Origin of the sequence: Citrobacter sp. CK206, assembly GCF_030333125.1 — a bacterium.
In the GTDB taxonomy this organism is placed as follows: domain Bacteria; phylum Pseudomonadota; class Gammaproteobacteria; order Enterobacterales; family Enterobacteriaceae; genus Citrobacter_B; species Citrobacter_B koseri.
In genome coordinates this window covers 371694-386471 of sequence record NZ_JAOWGM010000029.1, presented here as the reverse complement: position 1 = coordinate 386471, position 14778 = coordinate 371694, and the positions used below count along the sequence as shown (strand labels likewise).

The 14778-nt window shown below is 55.0% G+C and carries 15 protein-coding genes; 12 read left to right on the top strand and 3 right to left on the bottom strand.

Annotation, left to right across the window (positions count from 1 at the left end; all coding sequences use genetic code 11):
• Nucleotides 1-2: 2 nt before the first annotated feature.
• Nucleotides 3-1109: a 4Fe-4S binding protein gene (locus OGX81_RS16830; protein WP_104868816.1), complete on the bottom strand. Its 1107-nt coding sequence runs from the start codon at nt 1107-1109 to the stop codon at nt 3-5.
• A gap of 228 nt (nt 1110-1337) precedes the next feature.
• Between OGX81_RS16830 and OGX81_RS16825 the strand changes: the two genes are divergently transcribed.
• The gene (locus OGX81_RS16825) at nt 1338-1643 is read left to right on the top strand and encodes a type II toxin-antitoxin system RelE/ParE family toxin (RefSeq protein ID WP_286487618.1); all 306 of its coding nucleotides are present in this window, start codon (nt 1338-1340) and stop codon (nt 1641-1643) included.
• Between the two features lie 87 nt (nt 1644-1730).
• A complete protein-coding gene (locus OGX81_RS16820) occupies nt 1731-2072 on the top strand; it encodes a HigA family addiction module antitoxin (RefSeq protein WP_012132926.1) in 342 nt (113 codons plus the stop codon).
• A gap of 139 nt (nt 2073-2211) precedes the next feature.
• Here the strand turns inward: OGX81_RS16820 and cbpM are convergent, their stop codons facing one another.
• Nucleotides 2212-2517 (bottom strand): chaperone modulator CbpM, encoded by a 306-nt coding sequence (cbpM, locus tag OGX81_RS16815; protein WP_047457663.1) that lies wholly within the window; start codon nt 2515-2517, stop codon nt 2212-2214.
• A complete protein-coding gene (gene cbpA / locus OGX81_RS16810; RefSeq protein WP_047457661.1) occupies nt 2517-3437 on the bottom strand; it encodes a curved DNA-binding protein in 921 nt (306 codons plus the stop codon). The genes cbpM and cbpA overlap by 1 nt, the downstream gene beginning before the upstream one ends.
• A gap of 229 nt (nt 3438-3666) precedes the next feature.
• Between cbpA and OGX81_RS16805 the strand changes: the two genes are divergently transcribed.
• The 10 genes from OGX81_RS16805 to OGX81_RS16760 all read left to right on the top strand — a co-directional run bounded on the left by OGX81_RS16805 (nt 3667) and on the right by OGX81_RS16760 (nt 14774).
• Entirely contained in the window at nt 3667-4032 is a 366-nt protein-coding gene (locus OGX81_RS16805; RefSeq protein ID WP_047457658.1) for a hypothetical protein, read from the top strand.
• 48 nt (nt 4033-4080) lie between these two features.
• Nucleotides 4081-5967: a cytochrome c biogenesis protein CcdA gene (locus tag OGX81_RS16800; protein WP_104868815.1), complete on the top strand. Its 1887-nt coding sequence runs from the start codon at nt 4081-4083 to the stop codon at nt 5965-5967.
• Nucleotides 5964-6587, top strand: a complete 624-nt coding sequence (locus tag OGX81_RS16795; protein WP_104868814.1) for a DsbA family protein — start codon at nt 5964-5966, stop codon at nt 6585-6587. Before OGX81_RS16800 ends, OGX81_RS16795 begins: the two co-directional genes overlap by 4 nt.
• On the top strand, nt 6577-7083 hold the full coding sequence (locus tag OGX81_RS16790) for a protein disulfide oxidoreductase (protein WP_104868813.1): 507 nt from the start codon (nt 6577-6579) through the stop codon (nt 7081-7083). Before OGX81_RS16795 ends, OGX81_RS16790 begins: the two co-directional genes overlap by 11 nt.
• A 182-nt stretch (nt 7084-7265) precedes the next feature.
• Nucleotides 7266-8081 (top strand): Na(+)-translocating NADH-quinone reductase subunit C, encoded by an 816-nt coding sequence (locus tag OGX81_RS16785; RefSeq protein WP_104868812.1) that lies wholly within the window; start codon nt 7266-7268, stop codon nt 8079-8081.
• 349 nt (nt 8082-8430) lie between these two features.
• Nucleotides 8431-10317: an FTR1 family iron permease gene (locus tag OGX81_RS16780; RefSeq protein ID WP_012132915.1), complete on the top strand. Its 1887-nt coding sequence runs from the start codon at nt 8431-8433 to the stop codon at nt 10315-10317.
• A gap of 40 nt (nt 10318-10357) precedes the next feature.
• Nucleotides 10358-10885, top strand: a complete 528-nt coding sequence (locus OGX81_RS16775) for an iron transporter (protein ID WP_012132914.1) — start codon at nt 10358-10360, stop codon at nt 10883-10885.
• A gap of 103 nt (nt 10886-10988) precedes the next feature.
• Complete coding sequence (locus OGX81_RS16770) at nt 10989-12368, top strand: Fe-S-containing protein (RefSeq protein ID WP_000119836.1); 1380 nt, start codon at nt 10989-10991, stop codon at nt 12366-12368.
• A 2-nt stretch (nt 12369-12370) separates the two neighbouring features.
• Nucleotides 12371-13654, top strand: a complete 1284-nt coding sequence (locus OGX81_RS16765; RefSeq protein ID WP_104868811.1) for an ABC transporter permease — start codon at nt 12371-12373, stop codon at nt 13652-13654.
• The gene (locus tag OGX81_RS16760) at nt 13644-14774 is read left to right on the top strand and encodes an ABC transporter permease (RefSeq protein ID WP_012132912.1); all 1131 of its coding nucleotides are present in this window, start codon (nt 13644-13646) and stop codon (nt 14772-14774) included. The genes OGX81_RS16765 and OGX81_RS16760 overlap by 11 nt, the downstream gene beginning before the upstream one ends.
• Nucleotides 14775-14778 lie beyond the last annotated feature (4 nt).

Below are 14778 nucleotides of genomic sequence, written 5' to 3'. Positions count from 1 at the left end.
AACTAATGCCCAATCATCCTCGCTTGGGGAATTAAGCGGAAGTAAAGATGCTCCGGCACCGGGCTATCCCAGGCGCCGGCATACATCGCAATCGCGATAGCGGCAAAAAGTATCCCGAGTATCAATATTGTCATGGCGACGCCCGAGAGCGCGGCCTGTCGCCATAACGGTTTTATCGCCTCGGGTTTTCCTTCCGGCGCGCCAGAAGGCGTGCGTAGTGAAAAGTTGAGCGTTGAGGCAACCGGGCAGGACTCCACGCAGGTCATGCAGCCTGTGCATTCAACGGTTCTGACCTGAATCAGCTTGTCTACCGGGATACGGGAGGGACAATTTTGAGCGCACTTTCCACAATCAATACAGCTGTCGGCATTGCGGCGGATTTTAAAGGGAGAAAAAAACGAAAACAGACCAAGCAGAGCGCCGTAAGGGCACAGATAACGACACCAGAAATGACGAATAAATAAGCTGGCGACGGCGAAAAATATGACGCAGATAAGCGTGGTTGTTCCAATATTGCGGAAAAAATCGAGCATTTTAACGTCGATAATAATGCCATAAGCTGACATCAGGAACATCTGAATACCCTGTGCAGGCATGGATAACGCGATATAAAGAAAAAAGCTCAATAACAGATATTTCAGACTGCGCAGGGGAATATCCAGCCAGCGGGGCAGGGTAATCGACGGCCCAAAGAGCGTTTCCCCGAGTTTGCCGATCAGCTCTGACAACGCGCCAACAGGACACAGCCATGAGCAAAAAGATTTTTTTAGCAGCAGGCTGATGACGATAAATGCAACCAGAAGCAGCATGGAGGCGGCGTGAACAGGAGGGAGCAGACCGGTTTCCCAGGTGTATCGGATGTTCATCAAACCGGCGACAGGAAGCCAGCCTTCAATACCACCGGGTCTGGGGACGTAAACGCTGGCGGCGGCAGTTTCGTAATACCGGACCCAAAAATAGAATGTGATGCCAATATAAATATTGATCAGCAGGAGCAGAAATTGTGTCGCCCTGCGCCAGGTCGATGCATTTCGCCAGTCATTCCACGGCAATTTACCGCCGATGGTGCCTGGTCGACGCTGCCAGCGCGTTCTTTTCATCCCACCCATGATCTTTATTTCCCTGTGAACATGTATTCAGAATGCCACTATGCTACGGCGGTTCCCGGGGGCAGGATTTGATTTATATCGGATTAACGGCTTTTGCCACGGAATAATAATGATGGAGCAGTTTTGTGAGCGTCTGCTTTTGGAGTTGAGTTAAAATGGATGCACTTGTGCACAGTGCGTGTGTGCGTTACAATGATCCTGTCCTGAGGAAACGGAAGGCAACCTGGAATGCCAAAGAAACTTGTCAGTATTGAAGACTTCCGTGACCAGTGGCTGGATGATTTTTTTATGTACTCTGCACCACATAAGAAAATTCCCCCGGATATACATTCAGCATTGGCCCGTAAGCTCGATATCATAAACGCGGCAGTGAGCTACAAGGATTTGAAGTCACCGCCGAGTAACAGATACGAAGAACTGGAAGGTAAATTGCAGGAATATTCTTCGATAAGAGTTAACAAGCAATATCGTTTGATATTCAAATGGGTGAACGGCAAGGCACAAGACCTCTACCTTGATCCACATGAGTATTAAACAAGCGTGAAACTATCGGCTTAGCCATTTGTACAAGGTTAAGCCGAGTCAGCGGCTTAATTGCCCTCAAAATGGATGGACTAACTCATGAACCAGGCAACCAGAAAACCCACGACAGTTGGTGATATCCTTCTGTATGAATACCTGGAACCGCTTGATCTCAAAATTAATGATCTCGCGGAAATGTTGCAGGTGCATCGTAATACCGCCAGCGCATTGGTTAACAACAATCGTAAACTCACGACTGACATGGCTTTTCGCCTGTCTAAAGTTTTCGATACCTCTGTAGAGTTCTGGATGAACCTGCAAACTGCTGTAGATGTATGGGAAACTGAAAACAATGCCCGCCTTCAGGTAGAGATGAGCAGGGTGATTACGGCGAGCGATTTTCTTGCGGAACGTCAGAAACAAGAAAAGAAAGTCGCGTGACCAGCCGAAAGAATGGAAAAGGCTGCAAGGCTTAACCGTTGCGGCCAGCAGCTTCCCTGTGACGTTAATGAGAGTTTTTTACCGTATCGCGGTGATAAAAATAAGGGGGCGGGCAGTGTGCCAACCCCCGTTTATTATTTTATGGGTGTTTGATAAAGCGGGAAAGACGCTGTATCAGCAAGCGGTTTTCCTGGCGTAGCCGGTCATTTTCTTCCAGCAAGGTCAGCGTCATTGCGATGCCCGGCCAGTCCAGCGCCAGCTCCTGGCGCAAGCGTAAAGCACGCTGCACGACGATCGCCGCATGATCGTCAAATAACCAGGATGCGGTTTCGTTCTCGCAGGGCTCGATCACCCCAAGCCCGACAATTTCGTTAAGCTCTTCCTCCGAAACCCCGGTATGCAGGCAAAATTCGGTAATTGTAAAGGTGACGGTTACGTTAGCCATTATGCTTTCCCCCACTCTTTGCGTGGATCAAAGGAGGACTGCGCGTCCGCCAGTTGCTGCCACAGGGCTGTGGCACTGTCGTCGGGTTTCGGCGGCATCACGATTTTGATCACAGCGTACAGATCGCCCGTGTGTTTTTTGCTGACCAGGCCTTTGCCTCTGATGCGCAGGCGCTGCCCGGCCTGACTGCCTGGCGGGATGGTCAGCAGAATCTTCTCTTTTAGCGTTGGTACGGCGACCTTCGCGCCCAGCGCGGCCTCCCACGGGGCGAGAGGAACCACAATCTCCAGATCCTGATTGACGATATCAAACAGAGGATGCGGCGCGATATGAATCACTAACCACAGATCGCCATTCGGCCCGCCGTTTTCCCCCGGCGTTCCCTGGCCTTTCAGACGAATACGCTGTCCGTTGCCAACGCCTGCGGGAATCTTCACATTCAGCGTTTTAGGGATCTCACGCTCCACAAGACCGAACGCGTTATACACCGGCAAGTTATAGCTGATTGTACGGCTGTGTTCGGCAAGGGTTTCCTCCAGGAACACCGCCACTTCAATCTCAATATCGTGGCCGCGCGTCGCCTGACGCTGGCGGGATTGTCGGCCGTGTTGCCCAAAGATGGACGAGAAAATGTCGTCAAAATCTTCGGCGTTATAACTCTGGCCTTCGCCCTGCTGGAACTGTCGGTTGAACTGCGGATCGTTGCGGTGTTGCCACAACTGGTCGTATTCGGCGCGACGCTGTTCATCACTCAGCACTTCCCATGCTTCCGCCACCTCTTTAAAGCGGGCTTCGGCATCAGGCTCTTTGCTGACATCAGGATGGTATTTGCGGGCCAGTCGGCGGTAGGCGGTCTTGATAGTCTTGAGATCGTCCGTCGGTTTCACGCCCATAATAGCGTAATAATCCTTTAATTCCATAGCGTTATCTCGCGTAAATCAATACATACGGCAGGGAATCCCCGGAAAAGTCATCGTTGTTAAGTGTAGGGTAAACCCGAAAGATGCGTATGAAAACAGCAAAATCATTATTAAAACTAATGCGTTTCGCCTGTAATAAGCGGGGCGACGCCGACATAACTTTACAGCGCAAAGGTTGCTAAAACCTTGTCAGTGGCTAAGATAACTCGCGTCAATCAGTGAGGATGTCATGGCGAAACGTCAACAACTGGGATGGTGGTTCCTCTGCCTGGCATGTGTTGTGGTGATAGTTTGCACCGCGCAGCGCATGGCGGGTCTGCACGCCTTGCAGATGGCGCCAGCCGCGACGGCGGTCGTCACTCAGGCGGATAGCTCGTCTGCTGATGATGCCTCGCCCGTGACGCCATGCGAACTCAGCGCGAAATCATTGCTTGCCGCGCCGCCCGTGCTGTTTGAAGGGGCGATTCTCGCGCTGTGTCTGTTATTGTCCCTGCTGGCGCCCGTACGCGCCGTACGCCTGCCATTCTTTCCACCGCGAGCAATCTCGCCTCCCACACTCAGAGTCCATCTACGCTTCTGCGTATTCCGTGAATGACAGTCTGGCCGTTGCTGACTGTTAATTACCTGTTCACGGAGAAAAAATATGATCACTGTTTTCAGGCAGACTTTGTGCTGTCTGTTATTGCTATGGCTGCCCGTCTCGTGGGCGGCAGAAAGCGGCTGGCTGCGCTCGCCGGATAACGACCATGCCAGCGTCCGCCTGCGCGCGGACACGTCCCCGGAAGGCGAAACCCGGTTACTGTTGGATGTAAAACTGGAAAACGGCTGGAAAACCTACTGGCGTTCGCCGGGGGAAGGGGGCGTGGCGCCCGCCATTGCCTGGAAAGAAAATATGCCTGCGGTTGACTGGTTCTGGCCGACGCCGTCGCGCTTTGACGTCGCCGGTATGACCACTCAGGGTTATCACCACCGCGTGACCTTCCCGATGACGGTTCGCGGTCCGTCACCCGCGATGCTCAGCGGTGTGCTGACCTTGTCCACTTGCAGCAATGTCTGCCTGTTGACCGATTACCCCTTTACCCTCAAACCTTCGGCGCATGACTCGGCATTCGCGCATGACTATGCCCAGGCGATGGGGCAGATCCCGCTCTCCCGGGGGCTGACGCAGACGCTCAGCGTGGGCGCTCGTCCTGGTGCGCTGGTGGTTGAAGCCACGCGTGCCGGAGGCTGGTCATCGCCAGCATTGTTTCTCGACGCCGTTGATAACGCTGATTTTGGCAAGCCGCAACTGCGTGTTGAGGGTGAAAAACTGCTGGCGACGGTTCCTGTCAGCGACGGCTGGGGAGAAGGGGCGCCCGATTTGCGTGGTCAAACGGTCACGCTGGTACTGGCGAATGACGGCGTGGCTCAGGAAAGCACCCTGCCGATCGGCAGTACGACGGCAAAAATGGCCGATAGCGCCGAACTGCCGCTCTGGCAGGTGATGTTGATGGCGCTGGCGGGTGGGTTGATTCTCAACCTGATGCCCTGCGTGCTGCCCGTACTGGGGATGAAGCTCGGCTCGATTCTGCTCGTCGAAGAGAAAAGTCGTCAGCGGATACGGCGGCAGTTTCTGGCGTCGGTTGCCGGGATTATTGCCTCTTTTATGGCGCTGGCGATGCTAATGACCGTTCTGCGGCTGACCCATCAGGCGCTCGGGTGGGGCATTCAGTTCCAGAGCCCGTGGTTTATCGGGTTTATGGTGCTGGTGATGTTGATCTTCAGCGCCAGCCTGTTCGGGCTGTTTGAATTCCGTCTGCCTTCCGCGATGACAACCCGACTTGCCACCCACGGCGGCAACGGGATGGCCGGTCATTTCTGGCAGGGCGCGTTTGCCACGCTGCTGGCGACGCCGTGCAGCGCGCCGTTTCTCGGGACGGCCGTTGCGGTGGCGTTGACGGCCTCCTTCCCGGTGTTATGGGGGCTGTTTCTGGCGCTCGGGGTGGGAATGAGTCTGCCGTGGCTGTTTGTCGCGCTACGCCCTGGTCTGGCGCTGCGCCTGCCGCGTCCCGGACGCTGGATGAACGGATTGCGGCGCGTACTGGGCGTTATGATGCTCGGTTCGGCAATCTGGCTGGCGACGCTCCTGTTGCCGCATCTGGGATACGCGACAAGCAGCCCGGCGAAAGAGCGCGTCGTCTGGCAGCCGTTGAGCGAACAGGCGATCCAGGACGCGCTTGCGCAGCACAAACGCGTATTCATTGACGTTACCGCTGAGTGGTGCATTACCTGCAAGGTCAATAAGTACAACGTGTTACAGCGAAAAGAGATACAGGATGCGCTGCAACAGCCGGATGTTGTCGCATTGCGCGGTGACTGGACGCTGCCTGCGGATGACATCACCAACTTTTTGAAAAAACGCGGCCAGGTGGCTGTGCCGTTTAACCAGATTTATGGCCCCGGTTTACCGCAGGGTCAGTCATTGCCCACGCTGCTGACGCGCGATGCGGTGCTGCAAACGTTGCGCGATGCGAAAGGAGTTACGCCATGAAGTATCTGATGATTATGCTGTTAGCGCTGTTTACCGGTCTGAGCGCGGCGAAAGAACCCGCGCCGTTTACGCCGGAGCAGGAAAAGCAAATTGAAGCGCTGATCCAGGAAGCGCTGTTTAACGATCCTGCCAGCCCACGGATAGGCGCGGAGAAGGCGACGCTGACGCTCGTCAACTTTACGGACTACAACTGCCCGTACTGCAAGCAGCTCGATCCGTTGCTGGAGAAGATCGTGCAAAAGTATCCGCAGGTCGCGGTAGTGATTAAGCCGCTGCCGTTTAAGGGCGAAAGCTCGGTACTGTCGGCGCGTACCGCGTTAACCACCTGGCGTGAGCACCCGCAGCAGTTTTTAGCGCTGCATGAGAAACTGATGCAGAAAAAGGGCTACCACACCGCCGCCAGTATTAAACAGGCGCAGGAAAAGTCCGCCGCCACGCTGGTTACGCTGGATGAGAAAAGCATGGAGACGTTGAGCACCAATCTGCAACTCGCCCGGCTGGTTGGCGTTCAGGGGACGCCGGCAACCATCATTGGCGACGAGATGATCCCCGGCGCGGTATCGTGGGAGACCCTTGAGGCGGTGGTGAAAGAAAAACTGGCGGTGGCCCATGCTCAGTAAACTGCGCCGCTGGCTGCGTGAAGGCGCGATCTTACTGGTTCTGCTGGCTGGCGTGATAATCCTGCTGGATGTCTGGCGTTCTCCGCAGATGCCAGCCATGTTTGACAGCACGCCGCTGCATACGCTGGACGGGGAAACCGTAACGCTGGCGTCGATCAGTGAAGAACGCCCGGTGCTGCTCTACTTCTGGGCGAGCTGGTGCGGTATCTGCCGTTTCACTACGCCGGATGTCGCCCGTTTGCAGTCGGAAGGGGAGAACGTCATGACCATCGCGCTGCGTTCCGGTAATGACGGGGAGGTTTCCCGCTGGTTATCGCGTAAAGGGGTGACGTTCCCCGTCGTGAATGATAGCGGCGGTGAGATATCACGAAACTGGGAAATCAGCGTCACGCCAACGCTGGTGGTGGTGTCGAAGGGGCAGGTGGTAACCACGACCAGCGGCTGGACCAGCTACTGGGGCATGAAGTTACGTCTGTGGCGGGCAGCCATATTTTGATAGTGTGCCGGGGAAACCAGACATTTTTTAACCCATTGTCAGGATGTGTAAAACGAGCGGAGAGCGTGTTTTTTGTTATTTTTACTGCTTTTTTACTGACGCCAGTTATTATTTTTTACCGCTGCCTGACGTTGCAAACCTGAATTGATAATGGCATATCTGTTTTAATTGAATGAAAGTCTGTGATACGTTCAGGTGATTTTTTCGATTTCCATTTTGACAGGGATAACAATTCAATGCGCAAGGGTAAAATTATTGTTGCATCAATGATGGTGCTTTGTGTCCTTATTTTTGTTGCGGCGGCAGCATGGTTTATGCTGTTCCAGGGAGAAATGACGGAGCCGACAGGGGAGGAAAAACAGGCGGCGATTTTACACGCTGCGGGCCTGATGAAATCAGAGACCCAGGATAAAAAATCAGTCGAAACGCTCTATCATCGTTATATTATTCAACGCCATGTTAATTTAGATTCCGGCGAGCTGGTGGCTGACAGCAGCGCGGACGCCGCGCGCCAGAAGTGTGAAAAACTTGCCCCTGAACGCGACCCAGCGCAGGTTCGTCAGCGCTGTACGGTGGCGGATGTGTTCTTTGTGAAAGATAAAAATAATGAAATTCAGCAGGTTATCATTCCAGTTACCGGTAAGGGCGCGAAATCCATGATGCATGCGTTTCTTGCTCTGGGGCTGGACGGTCGTACGGTGAGAAATCTGTATTATTATCAGCAACGGGAAACGCCGTTTCTGGGGGCCCGGGTGGAAGACGCCAGCTGGCGCAAACAGTGGCCAGGGAAACGATTATTAGATAACAGCGGACATCCTGCATTGAAAATAGTACAGGATAAACCTGAACATGCCGATGAATATACCGTTGACGGGATTTCCGGTGCGACGTTGACATCAACCGGCGTTGAGAAAAGTATTAACTACTGGATGGGGCCGCAGGGATATGGTCAATTCTTACAGCGTCTTGCCAGCGATCGAAATAACCTTAATCTTTGAATATTGCTGTACGCAATAACGCGTTTTATTTCTGCCTGCCGATAATGAATAACATCACTGTCGGCAGGGGGATTTATTCCTCTGTTACCGCGCCTGCCTTGTTGTTAATTCCATGAGAAAAACAGGGAGATAACGTCCCTTTTATCAACGCATAATGTGTGTGTTCATCACGATTTGATGAAATAAGTTTACATAACTTGTCGTCTGCTGACATTTTTATGATCCAGGTCATGTACAACGCGACAAAAAGATATAATGATAATAATTATCATTTGTATTCTTTGGCGGTGTGCACGTGCGTAACTTCCGTAACTCTTTGTTGGTTACTCTCTTTGGCTTGTTTATAAGCATGAGTGTCTGGGCGTCGACGAATTATGCGCCTTTGATTGAAGATATCGAGCAACGTCTTGATAAAACAGCGGAACTTTATCAGCAACAGCATACCGACGAGGCGCGCCGCACGGTACAAATGGCCTATTTCGAGGTGTTCGAGAACCTGGAAGGGCCGATCCGCATCAACATTTCCGCGCGCAAAAGTTACGAGATGGAGAGCGCATTCGGCGAGATCCGTCGAATGATTGGCGAGAAAAAACCGCTCGCTGACGTTCAGGCGCGCATTGACTGGCTGAAAGCCGCACTGCGCGAAGTGGAACCGGTGCTGGATGGCGGACATCGTCTGGTGGCCGAAGAGCAGCACAACGCGCTGTCCAGGGACGACATTGCCGTTCACTGGCAGGAGAGTTTCAGGACGATCGACGATCTGCTGGCGCAGGCGGTCACTGAATATCAGGCCGGGAACTACAGCGTTGCCAGTCAGCACGTTCAACAGGCGCACTATCAGGGCTTTAAGAACTCTGAGATGGAGATGTCCCTCAGACAAAACCGTTCTGCAAAAGATGCCGCCGCCATTAACCAACAATTCTCATCCCTGATTGCGCTGACCGCGCAACCTGACCATCTCAACGATGTCTCCTATCAGGTCACTACGCTGCTACAGGATATCGAGGATATCTTACCCGGCTTGCCAACCACCCGTGACGATCAGCAGGTTGCCGCAGCGCAAAGCGCAGACAACATTCCGGCGGCGGACGAGGGAAATAACCGCACCGACTGGGCTGAGGTGACGACGGGAATTAACCAGAGCATTCAGGACGCGATAGCGCGCTATCAGGGCGGCGATGCGAAGAATGCAATTCTGGATATCCAGGATACCTACTTCGACCGCTTCGAAGCCAGCGGCATGGAAAACAAAATCGGCTCTCGCGATTCGGCATTTAAAACCACGCTGGAGGCGTATTTTACCCGCCTGGTCAGTCTGATGAAGGCCGGTCAGCCGGTTGAGCGCCTGAATGCGGAGGCCAGCGCGCTGGCGCAGGATCTGCAAAAAGCCGTGACGATGCTGGGCGAAGGCGAAGAAACCCAGTGGAGTCTGCTGCTCTATAGTCTGATGATCATCGTGCGCGAGGGGCTGGAAGCGCTGCTGATTGTGGCGGCAATCGTGGCCTACATGGTGAAAAACAACCATCAGGATAAGCTGCCGCTTATTCGTCAGTCGGTAATTGTGGCGCTGATCGCCAGCGTCATCACCGCCGCTATCTTCCAGATGCTGTTTACTAACTCCGGCGCCAGCCGTGAACTGCTGGAAGGCATAACGATGCTGATTGCCGTCGTGATGCTGTTCTTTATGAGTTACTGGCTGCTGTCCAAAGTGGAAGCGCGCCACTGGAAAGCCTGGCTGGAAGGCAAACTGTCTCATTCCCTGTCGCGAGGCTCCCTGGTCGGACTATGGCTGACCAGCTTCCTGGCGGTCTACCGCGAAGGGGCGGAAACGGTGCTGTTCTATTACGCTCTGATTGGCGATGCAAACACGGTGTCCGGCCATATGGCGATTGGCGCCGGTTTTGTGATTGGCTGCGTGGTGCTGCTGCTCGCCTGGCTGGTGATGCGTTACTCAGTGGTGCGCCTGCCGCTGAAACCCTTCTTTATGTTTACCGGCAGTTTCATGTATCTGATGGCCTTCGTCTTTGCGGGCAAAGGCGTCCTGGAACTGGTGGAAGGCAAACTGTTCCAGCCTACGTTGATTAACGGCTTCCCTGAAATCAGCTGGCTGGGGATTTATCCCTACGTGGAAACGTTGTTACCGCAGGTCGTATTGCTGCTCGCGGCGCTGGTGGCGCTGTGGGTGATGCGGCGCAAAAGCGCGGTTCCCGGGGAGACGATAAAAAATAACCCATAATCGTTGTATAGCCGTTGTTTTAGACGAGAGGATACGTTTGATGACCATGAAGAAAACCCTGATTGCCAGCGCAGTGATGGCCAGCATTTTCACTGCGCCAGCCGCGTTTGCTTTTAAAGAGTACCCGGCAGGCGAGCCTGTCACCATGAATGAAATGGAGCTGGCGGCCGTTTACCTGCAACCGATTGATATGGAACCGCGCGGCATGGGCTTACCGGCAGCAAAAGCCGATGTTCACCTTGAAGCGGATATCCACGCTGTAGAAGGCAATAAAAACGGTTTTGGCGCAGGGGAATGGATCCCGTACCTGACCATCAGCTACACCCTGGTCAACAACGACACGGGCGAAAAACAGGAAGGCACCTTCATGCCGATGGTTGCCAGCGACGGCCCGCACTATGGCGCGAACATCAAAATGATGGGCGTGGGCAACTATAAAGTGACCTACCACATTGAACCGCCGTCAAAAGCCGGGATGCATCGCCATACTGACAGCGAAACAGGCGTAGGCCGCTGGTGGAAACCGTTTGATGTGAGCTACGAGTTTAAATATGTCGGTCTGAACTAAAACCGACTAACCAACGCGCCTGGAGGATTCCCCCTTCTGGCGCGTTGGTCAGACCGATCATATGCCCGTCGCCTAATTCAACCCGCCGTACAGAGTCGAAGTTATGAGTTACTTTTTCGTCACGACGCTACAGGTCTTTTTCTGCATTGCGCTTCTTTCCGGTGTTCTCTGGAGTCGAAACGATCCTCCCTCTTTACGTCCACTGACCTGGACGCTGCTGACCGGGCTGATTGCCGGCGTGCTGGCGGGACTGTTTATTCACGGCAGCCAACCGGTACAACTGCTGCTGGTTGGGGCGGAGGTCATGGTATCGCTGCTGTTTGTCCTCAGTTTCTGGTGGGCTTCAACGCGTATCCGCTATCTGTGGCAGGGGATTCTGATTTTCGGCGCTGCCCGCCATTGGGCGCTGGACCCTAATCTGGGCGGGCTGACCAGTACGCATGTGCTGAATACTGACCTGCTGTTAAACCTGACGGCCGTCGTTCTCGCTTTTGCGATCCTCTGTCTGGCGGGCGTACTCTGCGCGATGCTGCTGCGGCGTATTCGCGGCCTGTACTGGCCGTTAACGCTGATTCTGCTGGTGATGATCTGGCTGCCGCTGAGCGGCAACCTGCTGTTGTTGCTGATGAAATTACAGGTTGTTCCGCTGGGAAAATCACTGCTGAGCTTCGTGGCGAAAGTCACAAATAACACGGCGCTGTATAACTGGGCGGGAGCCGCGCTGCTGCTGGCCCTGGCGCTGTGCTGGCTTCCGGCGCTGTTGCGGGCTTTTCGACAGACGCGGGAAACCGAAGAACCGATCGCTCACCGTCTGGCGCTGGCGCAGCGTCGCAATGCTTTACGGCTGTGGCTGGTCACAATCGGCTGCGCGGTGGTCGTTATCGCAGGCCAGCTGTGGTGGGATAAAGTGGCCTCGCAGCCGCCGCAACTCTCTGAAGCCGTGCCCGTAACGCTGGGGAGCGATGGCATGGTGCGCCTGCCGGTCGAACAGCTTCGTGACGGTAAACTGCATCGTTTCGTCTGGGTGGCGGACGATGGCAAAGCGGTGCGCTTCTTCGTGATTAACCGCTATCCCGACAAGCTGCGTTTTGGCGTGGTGTTCGACGCCTGCCTGCTGTGCGGCGATCAGGGTTATGTCATGGAGGGCAATCAGGTTATCTGCGTCGCCTGCGGAGTGCATATTTTTATTCCGTCTATCGGCAAGGCCGGTGGCTGTAACCCGGTGCCGATTGAAAACTGGCACAATGATGAAAAAGAGCTGGTGATCCCCGGTAAAGAACTGGCGACAGGGGTGAACTACTTCTCGACGGTCATGACTATTAAGGTGACCGATCCGGTCGATGGTTCAACGTTGACCAATACCTCAGCCGATTACAAATACAGCTATGGCGGCAAGACCTGGTTCTTCTCGTCAGAGGCTAACTATGAACGCTTCCGTGAAACGCCGGAGCAGTTTGTTCCTGCCGACATGAGGGAGGAATAATCATGCTGTGGCGGATGTTACGACAATCCTGGGGGCGCAATTTACGCCGCAAAGTGCTGGCGATAATCACCGTTTTTCTGGCCTCCAGCCTGATCTCGGCGCTGCTGGCGGTGTCCATTGATATCGGCGACAAAATGTCCAGAGAGCTGAAGTCTTATGGTGCGAACATTTTGATTGAACCCGCCGGACAGACTGCGCTGCCCGCGCTGTTTAGTGAGAGCAGTAATCCGCTTTCCGGTCAGGATTTTCTTGATGAAGCCGAGCTGCCGAACATCAAAGATATCTTCTGGCGAAACAACATTGTCGGGTTTGCGCCGATGCTCGGCGGCGAAGCCAGCGTGGAGGGAGAACCGGTGCGGATTCTGGGCACCTTCTTCAGTCAGCCAGTGGATATTCCTGATGAAGAGGGATATGAGACGGGGCAGAAAACGGTCAGCCCTTACTGGCAGGTGACCGGCGACTGGCCGCAGGAACCGGCAGGCGCAGAGCCGCAGACCTTAGTCGGGCACGCGCTGGCGCGGCAAATGGGCTGGAAACCCGGTGATAAGCTGACATTACGTACCGAAGGCGAAGCGGTGCAGGTCACCGTCAGCGGTATCCTCTCCAGCGGCGGCGATGAAGATAACCAACTGGTGATGCCGCTAAGCACGGTACAGCACCTGCTGGGGCTACCCGGAAAAGTGCAGGCGATTCGCGTCTCGGCGCTGACGGTGCCGGAAAACGAGCTGTCCCGCCGCGCGCGGGAAAACCTGGACGCGCTCAATGCCGAAGAGTACGACCTCTGGTATTGCACGGCCTATGTGTCGTCGATCGCGCATCAGCTGGAAGAGGCGATTTCCGGTGCGGAAGTGCGCCCGGTATGGCAGGTCGCGGCGTCTGAAGGGGTGGTGATCGATAAAATTCAGCTGCTGATGGCGGTCGTTACCGTCGCGGCGCTGGCGGCTTCCGCAATGGGGATCGCCTCGTTGATGACCAGCACCATTATGGAACGCGCCAAAGAGATCGGTTTGATGAAGGCGCTGGGTGCGCGACAGTGGCAAATTATGCTGTTGTTCTACCTGGAAGCGGCGTCCAGCGGGCTGGCTGGCGGTGCGCTGGGATGTATTGCCGGGTGGGGGCTGGCGAAAGCGATTGGCGTCATGCTCTTCGACGCGCCGCTTAATTTTGCCTGGATTGTGGTGCCGTGCGTACTGGTGATTGCGGTACTGATTGCGTTGATCGGCACCTGGTTCCCGGCCCGGCGGATCGCCCGACTGTATCCTGTGGAGGTGCTGTATGGCCGCTAAACGTACCATGCTCTGGCTGCTGGTGTGGCGGGCGCTGCGTCTGCGTTTTCAGCGGGTCAGCGTGGTGTTTGCCGCGCTGATGGTGGGGGCGACCATCGTGACGGCGCTTTCTGCCGTCTGGTTCGACATTAACACCAAAATGAGCGAAGAACTGCGCACCTTCGGCGCGAATTTTTACATCGGGCCGGGGCACGGTTCCAGTATGCCGCAGCAGGAGTTGCAGAGCATTCTCGATCAGGCGCCGCAGGGGCTGGTGCATGGCGCCAGTCCGTGGTTGTACGGCATGGCGCGCACCGAGCTGGAAAAAGTGGTGATGGTTGGCGTGTGGTTCGAGTCGCTGCAAAAACTGGTGCCGTACTGGCAGGTCACCGGTAGCTGGATTGGCGTCAGTTTTGACGACCGTAACGCGATGATCGGCGTCAAACTGGCGGAACGCCTCAACGTGCAGCCGGGCGACAGCATCACGCTGGTGGATCACAATCAGCGTAAGAATTTGCAGATTAAAGGCATTGTGGAGTCTGGCGATGCGACGGACAACATGCTGATCGTCAGCCTCGACGTGGCGCAGGCCTGGCTGCATCAGCCGGGCAAAATCAGCCACGGCTTGCTGAGCGTCAGTAACGATGTCGGCCAGGTGGAGAGCTACGCCAGCCGGTTGCAGGCGCAGTATCCTGATCTGGAGATTCGTCCGGTGCGTAAGGTCTCTGCTTCCGAAGGGCAGGTGCTGGATAAAATTAAAGGTCTGATGGGGCTGGTCTCGATCGTGATTCTGGCGCTCTCTTCGCTGTGCGTGAATACCACGCTGATGGCGATTGTCGGCGAGCGGGCGCGCGAGTTTGCGCTGCAAAAAGCGCTTGGTTCCAGCAACGGCGATATCGTGCGGCAAATTCTGCTGGAAACCAGCATCATCGCGCTGGCGGCGGTGGCGTGCGGCTGGGTGCTGGGATATTTGCTGGCGCAACTGTTGGGATTAACGGTGTTTAATGCCGCCATTTCGCTGCGTTTGCCGGTGTTGCCCATTACTCTGGTGTTGTCTTTACTGGTCGCCATTCTGGCGGCGATTGTTCCGGTGCGACGCGCGGTAAGCGTCGAGCCTGCTAAAGTGCTGAAAGGAGAGTAGCGCC

Bases quoted from the DNA above. Each gene is read 5' to 3' on its own strand.
- cbpA (WP_047457661.1), bottom strand. From the start codon at position 3,437: ATGGAATTAAAGGATTATTACGCTATTATGGGCGTGAAACCGACGGAC.
- OGX81_RS16765 (WP_104868811.1), top strand. From the start codon at position 12,371: ATGCTGTGGCGGATGTTACGACAATCCTGGGGGCGCAATTTACGCCGC.
- OGX81_RS16800 (WP_104868815.1), top strand. From the start codon at position 4,081: ATGATCACTGTTTTCAGGCAGACTTTGTGCTGTCTGTTATTGCTATGG.
- OGX81_RS16780 (WP_012132915.1), top strand. From the start codon at position 8,431: ATGAGTGTCTGGGCGTCGACGAATTATGCGCCTTTGATTGAAGATATC.
- cbpM (WP_047457663.1), bottom strand. From the start codon at position 2,517: ATGGCTAACGTAACCGTCACCTTTACAATTACCGAATTTTGCCTGCAT.
- OGX81_RS16770 (WP_000119836.1), top strand. From the start codon at position 10,989: ATGAGTTACTTTTTCGTCACGACGCTACAGGTCTTTTTCTGCATTGCG.
- OGX81_RS16820 (WP_012132926.1), top strand. From the start codon at position 1,731: ATGAACCAGGCAACCAGAAAACCCACGACAGTTGGTGATATCCTTCTG.
- OGX81_RS16760 (WP_012132912.1), top strand. From the start codon at position 13,644: ATGGCCGCTAAACGTACCATGCTCTGGCTGCTGGTGTGGCGGGCGCTG.
- OGX81_RS16805 (WP_047457658.1), top strand. From the start codon at position 3,667: ATGGCGAAACGTCAACAACTGGGATGGTGGTTCCTCTGCCTGGCATGT.
- OGX81_RS16775 (WP_012132914.1), top strand. From the start codon at position 10,358: ATGACCATGAAGAAAACCCTGATTGCCAGCGCAGTGATGGCCAGCATT.
- OGX81_RS16795 (WP_104868814.1), top strand. From the start codon at position 5,964: ATGAAGTATCTGATGATTATGCTGTTAGCGCTGTTTACCGGTCTGAGC.
- OGX81_RS16830 (WP_104868816.1), bottom strand. From the start codon at position 1,109: ATGGGTGGGATGAAAAGAACGCGCTGGCAGCGTCGACCAGGCACCATC.
- OGX81_RS16790 (WP_104868813.1), top strand. From the start codon at position 6,577: ATGCTCAGTAAACTGCGCCGCTGGCTGCGTGAAGGCGCGATCTTACTG.
- OGX81_RS16825 (WP_286487618.1), top strand. From the start codon at position 1,338: ATGCCAAAGAAACTTGTCAGTATTGAAGACTTCCGTGACCAGTGGCTG.